We start from the raw sequence: 14427 nt of genomic DNA on the forward strand, positions 1-14427 counted from the left end.
ACAGTTTATATTTTTTGTTTTAAAGTAAATTCCATAAACTGGCGGGCATACGGGTCAGGTTCACCTTGACGGTGAATGATATAAAACATACGGTGAATGGAGAGATCGTTCATTTCTATCAATTTTAGTTTGCCGGCGGATAATTCTTCGCGTACACTGTATATGGAAAGCAGGGCGAAACAGTCGGAATGCAGAAGATAATGTTTGATCCCTTCGGTTGACCCCAATATTAAACGGCTGTTGAGTAAATTAATATGAATGCCGGCTTCCTTTAATTGTTTTCGGATGATATGGTAAGTACCCGAACCTTTTTCCCGGAAAACAAAAGGAAGCTGAATAAATTTTTCCGGAGATATATTCTCTTCGACGGGAGTATTCTGGGCTGTAACCAACACGATTTCGTCGCGGATATAAGGTATATAGTGAATGTCGGGCTGAGAAGGAGTTCCTTCAATGAAAGCTAACTGGATATTCCCGGCGAGAATCTCGTGTTCAATTTGGTCTGTATTTCCGCTTGTCAGACAAATATTGATCTGGGGAGATTGGGTTGTAAACCGGGCCAATACTTCTGGTAATACGTATTGGGAGAGGGTCGTACTTGCTCCGAGACAAAGGGTCCCTTTAATAGATGCGCGCATTTTTCCCATTTCATAGTCGATTTCCCGTTCTCTTTGTATGAGAAATTCAGTTTTTTCAAATAAATATTTCCCGGCTTCCGTCAGTTGCATCCGGCCTTTTTCCCGAAGGAATAAAGTGATGCCTAGTTCTTTTTCCAATTCTTTTATGTTTTTAGAAATAGCCGGTTGGGTGAGTAATAGTTCTTCGGCTACTTTTGTCGTATTGGGATTTTTGGCCAAATGATAAAATACCTTATATTTATGATCGAGCATTCCTTTGAAAAATTGAAGTTATTAACGCAAATTAAAAGAAATTAATCGGCTAAAACAAAGAAATATGTTTCTTCGTAAAGGGAAAATACGTTTCCGGATAGAGAAAGGAAGAGCAGGTGAAGCGATTTAAAACGTTTTAATTCGGGAGATTTATTTGTTATTAAATCTAAAAATATTAATTTGGAGGCTTCAAATTATAGAGAAGGGCAGAGAATTTAACGGGTGTATTTCAAGTAATTGGAGAAGAAAAAAGAATTGAGATTATAAGAATAATTCAAAACAATATTCAAATATGGAAAATAAGTTAGAGGTTTTAACAAAAAAGCTGTATGATGAAGGGGTAGAGAAGGCCAGGAAGGAAGCTGATGAAATCATCAATAAAGCAAACGAACAGGCTGGAAAAATCATTGCGGATGCTGAAGCAAAGGCAAAGGATCTGATCGCCGGAGGTACACAAGAGGTGGATAATCTGAAGAAAAAAGCAGAGTCAGAAATGGCTTTGAGTGCACGTCAGGCATTGACAGCTTTAAAACAATCCATTACACATCTGATTTCCGATGAGGTAGCCGGGGAAATGGCTGAGACAGGATTTGAAGACAAAGCTTTTGTTCAGGACTTATTAATTTCTATTGTAAAGAAATGGGATGTTACTTCAGGAAATTTAAATTTGGATATTGTCCTTTCTCCTGATGAAAAAGCCCAGTTTGAATCTTTTGTGGCGAAGAAATATAAAGATTTGTTGGATAAAGGCCTGGAAGTAAAAGTCGGGAATATGAAAGAAGGTTTCCTGATCCGCCCGCAGGACGGGAGTTATCAAATTGCTTTTTCAGAGGAACTTTTTGAAGCTTTCTTCAATCAGTATATGAGGAGTTTTACAAAGAGTTTATTATACAAATAAACAAACTGTTGGTTGACATTCGGATAGGAATGGAGTATTCCATTTATATTGGGAATGTTTCCGTATCTAAAGTCAAAAACTGAAAATATGGCATTTGAAAAAGATTATTATACTTTAGTCGCCAGTTTGCCGGAGATTTCGTGGGATGAACGGAAATTGCCCTTGACGGTTCAGGAATTCCGGGATGAAGCAAAAGAGTATATCTCGGGCAAGGATGCTGAACTATTGGATTTATTTTTCCTCCCGAATGATAATGCGCAGGTTTTGCGTTTATTGAATAAGCAGGAACCGGATCCGGCCTTACAGACTGTATATCCCTTAAAACAACTGGAAGAAGAAGTACAGGAGCCTTCTGCTGCCTTACCTCTTTATTTACGGGAATTTATTGCAGATTTTAAGGAAGAGCATTTGAAGTACGATGTCGTTCCTGAAAATGTTTTAAGTTGGATGTATTATGATTATATGATGCATTCTGAGAATAAGCTGGTCCGGGAATATGCTGAATTTTCCATGAATATGAGAAACCTGATTGCAGCTTATAATAGCAGGAAGTACGGCCGGGATATCAGTAAGGAAGTCATAGGGGAAAATGAATTTGCAGTTGCCCTTCGTACCTCTAATTCCAAGGATTTTGGATTATCGATGGACTATCCTTATGTGGAAAAGGTCATTTCTCTTTTGGAGAACGATCATTTGGTGGAACGGGAGAGAGGGTTAGACTTGCTGATTTGGGATTTCCTGGACGAGGCTGTAATTTTTGAATATTTTTCCATTGAAAAGGTAATCAGTTTTATGTTGAAACTGATGATCGTACAGAGATGGAGCCGGATGAGTTCGGAATCCGGACGGAAAGTTTTTATGGAACTGGTAGAGAAATTCCGGAAAAGTTTTGAATTTGACGAACAATTTATAATCGGAAAGTGATTAAAATCTAAAATTTACAATTATAAAATGAATAAAACGCAAGGAAAAGTTCATAGTATAATCTCTAACCTGGTTTTGGTAAAGGTCGAAGGCCCTGTATCCCAGAATGAAATTTGTTTTATTCAACTGGGTGAAGAGCGTTTGATGGCAGAGGTGATAAAGGTTGTGGGGGATATAGCTTATGTACAGGTATTTGAAAGTACCCGTGGCTTAAAACCCGGTATGCCGGTTGAGTTTGAAAACCACATGCTGGAAGTGACATTGGGTCCTGGTTTGCTGTCGAAGAATTTCGACGGTTTGCAAAATGACCTCGACAAGATGACAGGAGTTTTCTTGAAACGAGGGGAATATACGAATCCGTTGGAAGACGATAAAAAATGGAGTTTTACTCCGCTTGCCCAGCCTGGAGATCTGGTAAGTGCGGCCGATTGGCTAGGGAATGTGAAGGAGAATTGGCTGGATCATAAGATTATGGTTCCTTTTAAAATGGGAGGGGAGTATACAGTCGTCTCAGTAGCTCCGGAGGGAGAATATACTATAAAAGATACGATTGCCGTGCTGAAAGATAGTGCAGGGCAGGAATACAATATTACTATGACCCAGAAATGGCCTGTGAAAGTGGCTATCCGGGCTTATATGGATAAGCCCCGTCCTTCACGGCAGATGGAGACCGGAGTACGGGTGATCGATACGATGAATCCGATGCTGGAAGGCGGAACCGGTTTTATCCCCGGTCCGTTCGGTACCGGAAAAACCGTGTTACAGCATGCATTGGCCCGTTTTGCAGATGCAGATGTAATTATTATGGCTGCTTGCGGTGAACGTGCTAATGAGGTGGTCGAAATTTTTACCGAGTTCCCGGAACTGGAAGACCCGCGTTCCGGACGTAAATTATATGAGCGGACGACAATTATTGCCAATACTTCCAATATGCCGGTTGCGGCCCGTGAAGCTTCCGTATATACGGCCATGACGATTGGGGAATATTACCGGACGATGGGGATGAAGGTGTTGTTATTGGCCGACTCTACTTCCCGCTGGGCTCAGGCATTGCGGGAAATGTCCAACCGTATGGAAGAACTACCCGGACCGGATGCGTTCCCGATGGACTTGTCGGCTATTATTTCCAATTTCTATTCCCGTGCCGGAATGGTGTATCTGAAAAATGGAAAAACGGGTTCTGTTACTTTTATCGGGACGGTATCTCCTGCTGGAGGTAACCTGAAAGAACCGGTAACAGAATCTACTAAAAAAGTGGCTCGTTGTTTTTACGCCCTTTCTCAGAATCGGGCCGATTCAAAACGTTATCCTGCAATTGATACCCTCGAATCCTATTCAAAATATTTGGAATATCCCGAATTTATCGAATATGCGAAGAAAAATATTTCAGGGGACTGGATCAGTGATGTAAATGAGGCCCGTAATATGTTGGTGAGAGGCCGTGAAACTGCTGAACAGATTGATATTTTGGGAGACGATGGCGTACCTTTGGATTATCATGTGATTTTCTGGAAATCAGAATTAATCGACTTTGTGATCTTGCAGCAGGATGCTTTTGATAATATCGATGGTTCAACTTCTATGGAGCGCCAGCAATATATGCTGCATATGGTGCTGGATGTGACACGTTCGGATTTCAATTTTGAATCTTTTGAAGAAGTAAATCCTTACTTTAAACGTTTGATTAATGGATTTAAACAGATGAATTATTCCGAGTTTCAATCTGAATCGTTTAAAAAATACGAAGCCGAAGTACTGGATATCATCAAAGAGAGAAAGAAATGAGAATTTTAATGATTTAGGAATTGAAAATGGATAACATGGACAATTTTTAAATTTTCAAATTAAATACTATGACAACAGCTTTTCAAAAAGTTTATACAAAGATCACTCAGATCACGAAAGCAACTTGTTCGCTGAAAGCTCAGGGAGTCGGAAACGATGAACTGGCGATCGTGAATGGACGGTTGGCTCAGGTCGTGAAAATCTGGGGAGAAGATATAACCCTGCAGGTATTTTCCGGTACTGAGGGGATTCCGACAGATGCAGAAGTGACTTTTCTGGGAAAAGCCCCGACATTGAAAGTTGGAGAGGATCTCTGCGGACGTTTTTTCAATGCTTTCGGAGACCCGATAGACGGAGGTCCTGCTATTGACGGAGAAGAACGGGAAATCGGAGGACCTTCTGTAAATCCGGTAAGACGTAAGCAGCCTTCCGAATTGATTGCTACGGGTATTGCCGGTATCGACTTAAATAATACCTTGGTTTCCGGTCAGAAAATTCCGTTTTTTGCCGATCCGGACCAACCTTATAACCAGGTGATGGCCAATGTGGCTTTGCGGGCACAAACCGACCGGATTATTTTGGGCGGAATGGGGTTGACAAATGACGATTACCTGTATTTTAAGAATTTATTCGATAATGCAGGGGTGCTCGACAGAATTGTAAGTTTTGTCAATACGACAGAAGCCCCTCCTGTGGAACGTCTGTTAGTACCGGATATGGCTTTGACAGCTGCAGAATATTTCGCTGTGGAACGGAATGAAAAAGTCTTGGTATTGCTGACGGATATGACTTTATATGCAGATGCGTTGAGTATTGTTTCTAACCGTATGGACCAGATCCCTTCTAAAGACTCTATGCCCGGTTCTCTGTATTCGGATTTGGCGAAGATTTACGAAAAGGCCGTTCAGTTTCCTGCCGGAGGATCAATAACGATTATTGCTGTAACAACGCTTTCAGGGGGAGATATTACAAATGCCGTTCCCGATAATACCGGGTATATTACAGAAGGACAATTGTTTTTACGTAAAGATACGGAAATCGGAAAAGTTATTGTAGACCCGTTCCGGAGTCTGTCCCGCTTGAAACAATTGGTGATAGGAAAGAAAACCAGAAAAGATCATCCGCAGGTGATGAATGCTGCAATCCGTTTGTATGCAGATGCTGCGAATGCCCGTACAAAACTGGAAAACGGATTTGATCTGACTGACTATGACCGGCGTACTTTGGAATTTGCAAAGGATTATTCCAACGAGTTGTTAGCTATAGACGTAAATGTCAGCATTACCCAGATGTTGGATACCGCCTGGACTTTGTTCCGGAAATATTTCACCAAGGCTGAATTGGGTATTAAGCAGGAAATTGTGGATGAATTCGGGAACTACAAAGATTGACGATTTTAGTATCGGTATAACCGTTTTCCATTTTCGGTATAAAAGCAGAAAGGGGATTGTCCGTTAGAGGAGGCAGCCGTTTAAAAAGAAAAAGGACATTACCGGGATCGTAAATCAAAAATGTAAAATATGATAAAGTTTCAATACAATAAGACATCCTTACAGACCCTCGATAAACAGTTGAGAATGAGAGTCCGGGCTCTTCCTACAATTAAGAATAAAGAGTCGGCATTGCGGTCAGAGGTGAAGAAAGCAAAAGAAGTGGCAGATGAATTTGATTCGAAGTTGGAGTCGACATTGGATGCCATCAACAATATGTTGCAGCTTTACGACGAATATACACCGGGCGTATTGGCTGTAAAGGATGTCAATATGTCGGTAAAAAAGATTGCCGGGGTTCGGACTCCTGTTTTGGATAAGGTAGAATATGAAGTGAAAGACTTCAGTTTGTTCAATGCCCCTGGATGGCTATTGGATGGTATCCAGCACATAAAGCAAGTGGTGGATATTGCTTTGGAGCGGGAGTTTTATGTTCGTAAAATGGAATTGCTGGATAAAGCAAGGAAAAAGACAACACAGAAGGTAAATTTGTATGAAAAAGTACAAATCCCGGGATTTCAGGAGGCTATACGGAAAATTAAACGATTTTTGGAAGACGAAGAAAATCTTTCTAAGTCGGCACAGAAAATCGTGAAAAACCGGAAAGAGGGTGAACAAAATGAAATGTAATGCATGATCAGACGGAAAGGGATCGTTTGTAAAAAAACGGGCTCTGAAGTTTGTGTCTTAAAGAGATAAAGAATGGTAGTACCAATGGAAAAATTATCCCTGCTGATATTCTATAAGGATTATCGGCAATTCCTGGAGGAACTTCGGGAAAAGGGAGTGGTTCATGTCCATGAAAATAAAAAGCGGTCGGCTGAGGATGAGAAACTAAAGCAAAAGATGCTTATCATTAAACGGATTGGGGAAATGATCAGGCGTTTGGAAAAAAGGACACCTGAAGAAATTGCCGGAAATCCGGGTAAGGAAGGGTTGGAATTGCTGACTTTTTTGGAAGAACAATATAAACGGTTAGAGCAAATCGATACTCAAATTGCCAGTTTGGAAAAAGACGGTCAGGTATATGAGCCCTGGGGAGAATTTCCGGGAGAAGAAATAGAGGGATTACGGGATGCCGGATGGGATTTACGTTTCTTTACTGTTCCGGACCGGAAATATATGCCGGAATGGGAAGAACAGTATAATGCCTTTCCCGTTTCTCAGGCAAGAGGGCAACAGTATTTTGTTACGGTAACTCCTCAGGGAGAGTCTGTACAACCGGAAGCTGATGCAGTCGTTTTTCCTCAGGCAAGTGCAGCAGAAATTCAGCAGCACATAGACCGGCTGAGGGAAGAAAAGGAATCGGTTAATTATAAAATCAATCAGATTGCCCTTCGTTCTATCGGAAATTTGAAGGCATACCGGACGGGTTTATATGAGGATACTGATGAATTAAAAATAGATGATGCTTCCGAGATTTTAGTAGAAGATAAGGTAATTGCGCTGGAAGGGTGGGTCCCTGCAGGAATTAAGGAAGATACAGCTGACTGGTTGTCGGATAAAGGAGTTTATTATGAATTTGATGAACCGGCAGATACAGATAATCCTCCGATTTTATTGAAGAATAATAAATTTGCTCGTCTGTTTGAGTTTATCGGAGAACTTTATTCTTTGCCCAATTATCGGGAAATTGATTTAACTCCGTTTTTTGCCCCGTTTTTTGTATTGTTTTTTGGATTTTGTTTGGGGGATGCGGGTTATGGTCTGTTGCTATTGATCGGTATCTCTATCTATAAGATCTGGGCTAAACCCAAGATTAAACCGATTCTTTCACTGGCCCAGTGGTTGGGAGTTTCCACGGTGATTATGGGAATTGTAGGGGGAACTTTTTTTGGAATACAATTGTTAGAAGTTCAGATACCATGGGTGGTAAAAATGCGGGCTATGATGCTGGATTCCCAGCAGTTGTTCAATTTAGCCCTGATTATTGGAGTCGTACAGATCATTTTCGGTATGTTCCTGAAAGTGGCCAATTTGTGGAGGCGGTATGGTTTCCCTGCGGCTTTATCTACAATCGGTTGGTTAGTCCTGATTCTGGGAGAGGGGGCTTGTTATGGTTTATCCCTGAAAGGATATGATGTAAAAATACCCATGTATGTGGTTGCAGGCGTGGCCGGTTCTTTGATATTTTTATTCAATAATCTGAAACGGAATGTCCTGATCAATATTGGGGCAGGTTTGTGGGACACTTATAATACGGCGACAGGTTTGTTGGGAGATACTCTTTCTTATATCCGTTTATTTGCCTTAGGTATTTCAAGCGCTGTACTCGGATTGGTATTTAATGATTTAGCTATAAACATGAGCGGGGATATACCTGTTGTAAAACAGTTGCTGATGATCATTATTTTATTGTTTGGACATAGTGTGAATTTGTTTATGGCGGGTTTGGGGTCTTTTGTACATCCGATGCGTTTGACTTTTGTCGAGTTTTATAAGAATGCCGGTTTTGAAGGAGGAGGGAAGAAATACGAGCCTTTCCGGAGAAGGTCCGAAAATTGACTTTAGTATACTAGTAAAAGAGATAATTAATTAATAACAATCTAAATTTAAATTTAAAAGATTATGGAACCAATTATTTTAGCTTATATCGGGGTGGGTTTAATACTCGGCTTATCCGGAATCGGTAGTGCGTATGGTGTGACGATTGGGGGTAACGCAACGATAGGTGCATTGAAAAAGAATGATGAAGCATTTGGTAATTATATGGTATTGTGTGCTTTACCAGGAACTCAGGGGCTTTATGGATTTTTGGGATTTTTCCTTTTACAGGGAGTGCTTAGCCCGGAAATTACTTGGTTGCAGGCTGCTGCCGTATTTGGAGTCGGCTTAGGGTTGGGGTTTGTTTGTTTATTCTCTGCCATCCGTCAAGGTCAGGTATGTGCCAATGGTATTGTAGGGATCGGATCCGGATATGATGTGTTTGGTAAAACTTTGATTTTAGCTGTATTCCCGGAATTGTATGCGATTGTAGCTGTGGCTGCGACCTTTATGATCAGTTCGGCAATTAAGTAGTTGATATAGAATAAGAAAAAGGAGGCTGTCAATGGACGTTGGCAGCCTTTATTTATTCTTCCCGGGAAACAGGTCTTCTCAGGGGGAAGTTTCAGACTGTCCGTAGATAATTTTCAAGGGAGTCGTCTGGCGGAAGCGATACTTTTTTGCGGATACGGTGTCGTAATTTTTTGATACTGTCCGGTTGTACAAAGAGGATACGGGCAATCATCTTATTATCCATTCCCATACGTAAATAAGCGCAAAAACGCATTTCGTGTTCGGATAAATCAGGGTGTGCTTTTTGAAGACGGCTGAAAAAACCAGGATAAATTCCCTCGAAATGTACATGAAAGAATGTGCCTTCTTCTTCGACAGGTACATGATGTCCCATAATGTACTGTTTTAATTTGGTTGCCACAGTGGGAGGTATATTACCGGCACGCCTTTCGGTATCGAGTTGTTGTTTCAGTTCATTTAACATCCGGTTCCGGGTGTTGATGGCTAATACCTGTTCTGCCAGCTCCCGGTTGCGGGTATCGATTTCGCGGCGGAATTGTTCGGTTCGTAAGGATTCGTGTGCTAATCTTGTACTCAGTTCTTTGTTTTCGGCTTCACGCAGTTGTTTCAGAATTTTTTCCTTATGTCTGCGTGTCCAGAATATATAACATATAAATGCTGCCACGCAAGCTATGGTAAGAAAAAAGAGAAGCATCAGGCGACGATGCCACAATGATTTTTCCCGAAGGTGTTCCAGCCGGTATTCATAATGCTCTATAGCAGCCCGGCTCTCCATATGCCTGACTTCGGCTAATCCTTTCGCTGCGTATAGCGAATCGCGGGCAGCTTCATAATTCCGTAGGTAATAGTATGCGCTGTCAATGTTTTTTAAGACAGCAAAAGTGTTTGTTGTACCTTCTAAAACAGGGAGTATAAATTCGTAATCCTGATTATCCGTAATGTAAGCGAAGGCTTCCCGGTAAAAGGGAAGTGCTTGTTGTGCCTTTCCCCCGCGTAGGTAACCGGCTGCTAAAGCGGTTGCACTTTTGGCTGTAAGCTTTTTGTTCCCGTATATTTCTGCGAGGCGATAAGCTTCCCGGGCGTTTTGCTGACGGTTTGTATAACTGAATAGCGAAAGTAAAACGTTGATTTTAAAAGAAGTATCAGCACAGCATATCGGGTCGGCAAGTAATTCTTCCAATATATTTACGGCCCGTTTTTCTTCTCCAAGCCGGTAAAGTGCATTGGAAAGGTTGAGCCGGTTTTTCTGCCGGAAAGTCGGAGTATTCATTATATCAAAGCAACTGTCAGCTTGTTCGAAATAGTCGAGAGCCCGGTTCCAGTCCTCCAGGTTTTGCATAATAATACCTGTATTGACGTAAGCATTTGCCAGCATAAGGGTGTCGCTGATACGATCGTAAAATAGGCTTACTTTGCGGTAACCTTTATAGCTTTCCAGATAATCACCTTTCATCAACTGTATCTGGCTTTGTAATCCGAGGATACGGGCTCTGTCATACGGGTATTTGTCCGGATTTATTTGTGCAATCGCTTGTTTCAACAAAAGCTGGGCATTTCCCAGCTCTGCCCGCGATACCTGGCGCCGGGCATCCCAATATTGCGTTTGCCAACGGAGCATGGGTAAATCAGGTCTTTGTCCGCAGAAAACATACATTTGTTTGAGCAACGATTCGTAATATTCCCCTTCCGCTGCTTGTGAGATTTCCCCGATAAGCGAATCGAAAACTGTTCCGCTAGGCGTCCAACGGTTCGGTATATCGGTTTGCAGTATAGAGGTACAACTATAAAACCCGGAAAAAAGCAAAATACACCAAAGGCACTTCATGTTGTAAAATTGATAAAATATAATCGGTAACTTAATGATAGGTTGTCCGTATTTTTTGAATAAAGGAACAAATTTTTTCTTTTATTTCCTGCTGTTGAACCTTTTTTATCCAACTGATCCTTTTGTCTTTATTTTCATAAACTGTTTTTCCCTTTTTTAAAAACGAATGTCCCCCATTTGTCACCCCCTGTATTTTCTTTGCCCAGCCTGATTATTCCTATTTTAGCAATCCCTTCTGTATGGAGGGACTATTTATCTTTTTCGGAATTGTATTCTTTAATAAATATGTGAAAAAATGAAAACTTGGCATCTTATTTTTTGTTTTATGTTTTTAGTAATGACATGGCATTGTAGTGATGACGAAAAGCCTGCTCCGGTTGAAATTCCCAAAGTAACACTTGGGCAATCTGATATTTTGTTGCCGACACGGGGAGGTTCCGTGGAAATAGCTGTTGAAACCGGTGGAACAGCCTGGTATGTTAAAAATGAGCCTGAATGGCTTACTGTATCAGAATACGAAGGGAGAATGCTTTTGATTGCTGAGAATAATTTCGGGGGCCAGCGCCGGAGTGCTACTCTTACCGTTTGTGCAGAAGGCGGGCCGGAAGATACTCAGGCAACTCTTAACATAACCCAGAACAATGGGGCTATGGTACTTTGTTATGAAGCAGAAAAGGCCGGTGCTACTGTAAAGCTTCCTGTTGAAGGTCGTGTCAAATGTAAGGTGGATTGGGGGGATGGACAGAGAGAGGAGATAGATGCGGTGATCGACGGGATTTCGGTTGGTTATCCTTCACATACTTATGAGGTACAGGGTACTTATCAGGTCGAAATAGCAGGGACGGTTACGGCCCTTTCCTCTATACTGCTCGATGAAGATCAGCGGGCACGGCTAAGGGCTGTAGAGGTATGGGGAGAAACAGGACTGGAAAAAATGGAATATGCTTTTAATGGTTGTACTTCACTTCTTACACTTGCTTCAAATTCGGAGAATGCCTTTGCAAAAGTGACTACATTCCGGAATGCCTTTAATGGTTGTTCGTCACTGAAAGAAATTCCGGCTGATTTATTTGCCGGATGTACGCAGGCAACCGATTTCAGTTTATGTTTTACCGGATGTGTTTCTTTAAAAGAGATTCCGGCACATTTGCTGGATGAGTGTACAGCGATTGAAAAAATCAATAGTATTTTTAGTTATTGTAAAGGTCTCGAAATTGTGCCGGAAGGACTTTTTATTAGTTGTGGCCGGGTTGCCGATTTTAGTTATACTTTTATATATTGTGAGGCTTTACAACAAATTCCTGCAAATTTATTCGCACCTTGTACAGAAGCCCTTACTTTCCAGCATTGTTTTGCAGGTAACATTGTCCTTAAAGAAATTCCGGAAGGATTGTTTGATCAGTGTAAACGTGTTGAAATTTTCCAGAGTACCTTTCTGGGGTGTACTTCTTTGACCGGTATACCTGAAGGATTGTTTGATCAGTGTACAGAAGCTGAAAAGTTCAATTTCGCATTTGCCGATTGCGAAAATTTAAGTGCAGTTCCGGTTTCTCTTTTTGATTTTTGCCGGAAAGCAACCCGCTGGTATGGAATTTTCAGGGGATGCTCTGTTTGGAAAGGAGAATCTCCTTATACATTGGTGGGAGATAAAAAGGTGCATCTTTATGAAAGGGGGGAATATCCCAATCAATTTACTGCTCCGATAGAATATAAAACGGCGTTTAAAGAATGTAGCCTGCTTGAAGACTACGCTGTAATAGCAAACAGTTACCCCCAATGGTTATAGAAGGTTTTATAAATCAAAGTTCATTGATTGGGAAGAGAATAAAAGAAAAGACAGAGGAAATTGGGAAAATTATAATATAAACAAAATACGATAAAATATGAAAAAGTTGATATTTATTCTTTGTACGGCTGTTGTGCTATGGGCTTGTTCCAATGATGAGTCAGCGTCTGTGGACAAACCGGCTTCACTTTTGGCAGATCCGTCTTCACTTGTTTTTGAAGCAGAAGGAGGATCTCAGGAAGTTCAGATTATTACCAATTGCGAAAAATGGGAAGTTCACTTGGATGACCGGCATTTTACAGCCGAATCTTTTGAAGGCGGTTTTACTGTGACAGCACCTCAGAATTTTTCTACGGGTCAGTTGAAAAGTTGTATTGAATTGGTGGGGACCCGAGTGGGGGAGCAGGTTGCCGATACGGTTGTAATTATACAAAATGGTGCTGAGCAGGTAACTTTAAAAGCAGAGCCGGTTCTGGTAAATTTTCCGGTCGAAGGGGGAGAGCAGACAATAGAGATAACCGTTACTGGGACAGATATATGGGAATATACGACTAATGCCAGTTGGCTGCATATAGAGAAAGCAGAGAGCGCCCTGACTGTAACGGCTGCGAAGAATGTTTTGCCGGAGAAGCTGACGGCTGCCCTTGTCCTGACGACAGGAGTAGGTAAAAATATTGCCGAAGTAACTGTTGAAGTGGTGCAGGAAGCCAATCTGACGCTTGGTTCTTTGATATTTGAACTGACTGTTCCGGCAGGGGCAAAGGCTGGATTGCCGGTCTATACGGATGGGACGACGGCCGTAAACTGTATCGTTGATTGGGGAGATGGCAACAGCGAAACGGTGACAGTCAACGCTCCTACTCATGTCTATGAACAGGAAGGAATTTATGAAGTATCTGTAACCGGTACCGTAACCCGGTTAAATTCCAATAATCCTGTATTTAATAGTGGAGATGCTATCACGCGCGATTATATTACTGCCGTGAAACAGTGGGGAACTACAGGGCTGACATCCATGTATAACGCTTTTTGGCATTGTACGAAGTTACGTTCAATTCCCGCTGATACCCAGGAATCTTTCCGTGCAATTGTTACTTTTGAGAATGCATTTGAACAATGTAGTGCGTTGGAGGCACTTCCCGAAGGACTTTTCAGTTCGGGTAGTCAAGTCGAATCATTTTCTAATACATTTTGTCAATGTACTTCTTTGACTTCACTACCTGAAAATCTGTTTGCTTCCTGTAGTAAAGTCACTGATTTTTTCCGTACTTTCTGGAAATGTACGTCTCTCGAAAGTATTGGGAAAGGAATCTTTGCAGATTGTACAGAAGCTGTTGATTTCAGCCAATGCTTTTATACCTGTACTGCGCTTACTACAATTCCTGTATCGATATTCGACGATTGTAGGAAAGCAACGGGTTTCAAGTTTACTTTTGGAAAAGCGCCGCTTGCAGGTGAATCACCTTATACAGTTCACGAAGGGGTGAAAATTCATTTGTATGAACGGGCGGACCATTCAGATCTTTTTACTGTTCCGACAGAATACGGGCGTTGCTTTCAAGGTTGTACCTCTTTGAGCGATTATGAACAGATTGAGGCAAAGGGATGGAACTAAGTCTCAAAATCATTCATATTGTTGCCTATTCAGGTTTTGTACTTTTACTGGTGCTTTGGTAATTTCTTAGGATAAATAAAAAAAGATTTTATTAAAATCTTTTTTATTAGTGATTGTAACAGAGTCAATTAAGTTGGTTATAAAATTTTGTTATAAAAATATGGTTTAAAATTTGGAAAAGGGTATGAAATTGTTT

At 41.3% G+C, this 14427-nt stretch carries 11 protein-coding genes; 9 read left to right on the plus strand and 2 right to left on the minus strand.

Annotated features, from left to right (window positions below; all coding sequences use genetic code 11):
• Positions 1–5: 5 nt before the first annotated feature.
• On the minus strand, positions 6–890 hold the full coding sequence (locus Q0465_RS00795; protein WP_298611430.1) for a LysR family transcriptional regulator: 885 nt from the start codon (positions 888–890) through the stop codon (positions 6–8).
• 292 nt (positions 891–1182) lie between these two features.
• Between Q0465_RS00795 and Q0465_RS00800 the strand changes: the two genes are divergently transcribed.
• The 7 genes from Q0465_RS00800 (at position 1183) to Q0465_RS00830 (ending at position 9005) form a co-directional block, all read left to right on the plus strand.
• A complete protein-coding gene (locus Q0465_RS00800; RefSeq protein WP_298611433.1) occupies positions 1183–1788 on the plus strand; it encodes a V-type ATP synthase subunit E in 606 nt (201 codons plus the stop codon).
• Between the two features lie 87 nt (positions 1789–1875).
• Complete coding sequence (locus tag Q0465_RS00805; RefSeq protein ID WP_298611435.1) at positions 1876–2712, plus strand: DUF2764 family protein; 837 nt, start codon at positions 1876–1878, stop codon at positions 2710–2712.
• Between the two features lie 27 nt (positions 2713–2739).
• Positions 2740–4497, plus strand: coding sequence for a V-type ATP synthase subunit A (locus Q0465_RS00810; protein WP_298611438.1), 1758 nt, complete (start codon positions 2740–2742; stop codon positions 4495–4497).
• 68 nt (positions 4498–4565) lie between these two features.
• A complete protein-coding gene (locus Q0465_RS00815; protein WP_298611441.1) occupies positions 4566–5888 on the plus strand; it encodes a V-type ATP synthase subunit B in 1323 nt (440 codons plus the stop codon).
• 129 nt (positions 5889–6017) lie between these two features.
• Positions 6018–6617: a V-type ATP synthase subunit D gene (locus tag Q0465_RS00820; protein ID WP_298611444.1), complete on the plus strand. Its 600-nt coding sequence runs from the start codon at positions 6018–6020 to the stop codon at positions 6615–6617.
• Positions 6618–6689: 72 nt separating this feature from the next.
• Positions 6690–8492 carry a V-type ATPase 116kDa subunit family protein gene (locus Q0465_RS00825; RefSeq protein ID WP_298611447.1) on the plus strand — a complete coding sequence of 601 codons (1803 nt, stop codon included), beginning with the start codon at positions 6690–6692 and terminating at the stop codon, positions 8490–8492.
• A 63-nt stretch (positions 8493–8555) separates the two neighbouring features.
• A complete protein-coding gene (locus Q0465_RS00830) occupies positions 8556–9005 on the plus strand; it encodes a V-type ATP synthase subunit K (protein WP_298611451.1) in 450 nt (149 codons plus the stop codon).
• Between the two features lie 91 nt (positions 9006–9096).
• Here the strand turns inward: Q0465_RS00830 and Q0465_RS00835 are convergent, their stop codons facing one another.
• Complete coding sequence (locus Q0465_RS00835; RefSeq protein WP_298611454.1) at positions 9097–10830, minus strand: hypothetical protein; 1734 nt, start codon at positions 10828–10830, stop codon at positions 9097–9099.
• A gap of 295 nt (positions 10831–11125) precedes the next feature.
• Between Q0465_RS00835 and Q0465_RS00840 the strand changes: the two genes are divergently transcribed.
• A complete protein-coding gene (locus Q0465_RS00840; protein WP_298611456.1) occupies positions 11126–12616 on the plus strand; it encodes a BACON domain-containing protein in 1491 nt (496 codons plus the stop codon).
• A 97-nt stretch (positions 12617–12713) separates the two neighbouring features.
• Positions 12714–14231 (plus strand): hypothetical protein, encoded by a 1518-nt coding sequence (locus tag Q0465_RS00845; protein WP_298611459.1) that lies wholly within the window; start codon positions 12714–12716, stop codon positions 14229–14231.
• Positions 14232–14427: the final 196 nt, after the last annotated feature.

The sequence above is a fragment of the uncultured Odoribacter sp. genome (assembly GCF_937966165.1).
In the GTDB taxonomy this organism is placed as follows: Bacteria; Bacteroidota; Bacteroidia; order Bacteroidales; family Marinifilaceae; genus Culturomica.

Coding starts and splice junctions, on each gene's coding strand:
- Q0465_RS00795 (WP_298611430.1), bottom strand. CDS start 890: ATGCTCGATCATAAATATAAGGTATTTTATCATTTGGCCAAAAATCCC.
- Q0465_RS00800 (WP_298611433.1), top strand. CDS start 1,183: ATGGAAAATAAGTTAGAGGTTTTAACAAAAAAGCTGTATGATGAAGGG.
- Q0465_RS00805 (WP_298611435.1), top strand. CDS start 1,876: ATGGCATTTGAAAAAGATTATTATACTTTAGTCGCCAGTTTGCCGGAG.
- Q0465_RS00810 (WP_298611438.1), top strand. CDS start 2,740: ATGAATAAAACGCAAGGAAAAGTTCATAGTATAATCTCTAACCTGGTT.
- Q0465_RS00815 (WP_298611441.1), top strand. CDS start 4,566: ATGACAACAGCTTTTCAAAAAGTTTATACAAAGATCACTCAGATCACG.
- Q0465_RS00820 (WP_298611444.1), top strand. CDS start 6,018: ATGATAAAGTTTCAATACAATAAGACATCCTTACAGACCCTCGATAAA.
- Q0465_RS00825 (WP_298611447.1), top strand. CDS start 6,690: ATGGTAGTACCAATGGAAAAATTATCCCTGCTGATATTCTATAAGGAT.
- Q0465_RS00830 (WP_298611451.1), top strand. CDS start 8,556: ATGGAACCAATTATTTTAGCTTATATCGGGGTGGGTTTAATACTCGGC.
- Q0465_RS00835 (WP_298611454.1), bottom strand. CDS start 10,830: ATGAAGTGCCTTTGGTGTATTTTGCTTTTTTCCGGGTTTTATAGTTGT.
- Q0465_RS00840 (WP_298611456.1), top strand. CDS start 11,126: ATGAAAACTTGGCATCTTATTTTTTGTTTTATGTTTTTAGTAATGACA.
- Q0465_RS00845 (WP_298611459.1), top strand. CDS start 12,714: ATGAAAAAGTTGATATTTATTCTTTGTACGGCTGTTGTGCTATGGGCT.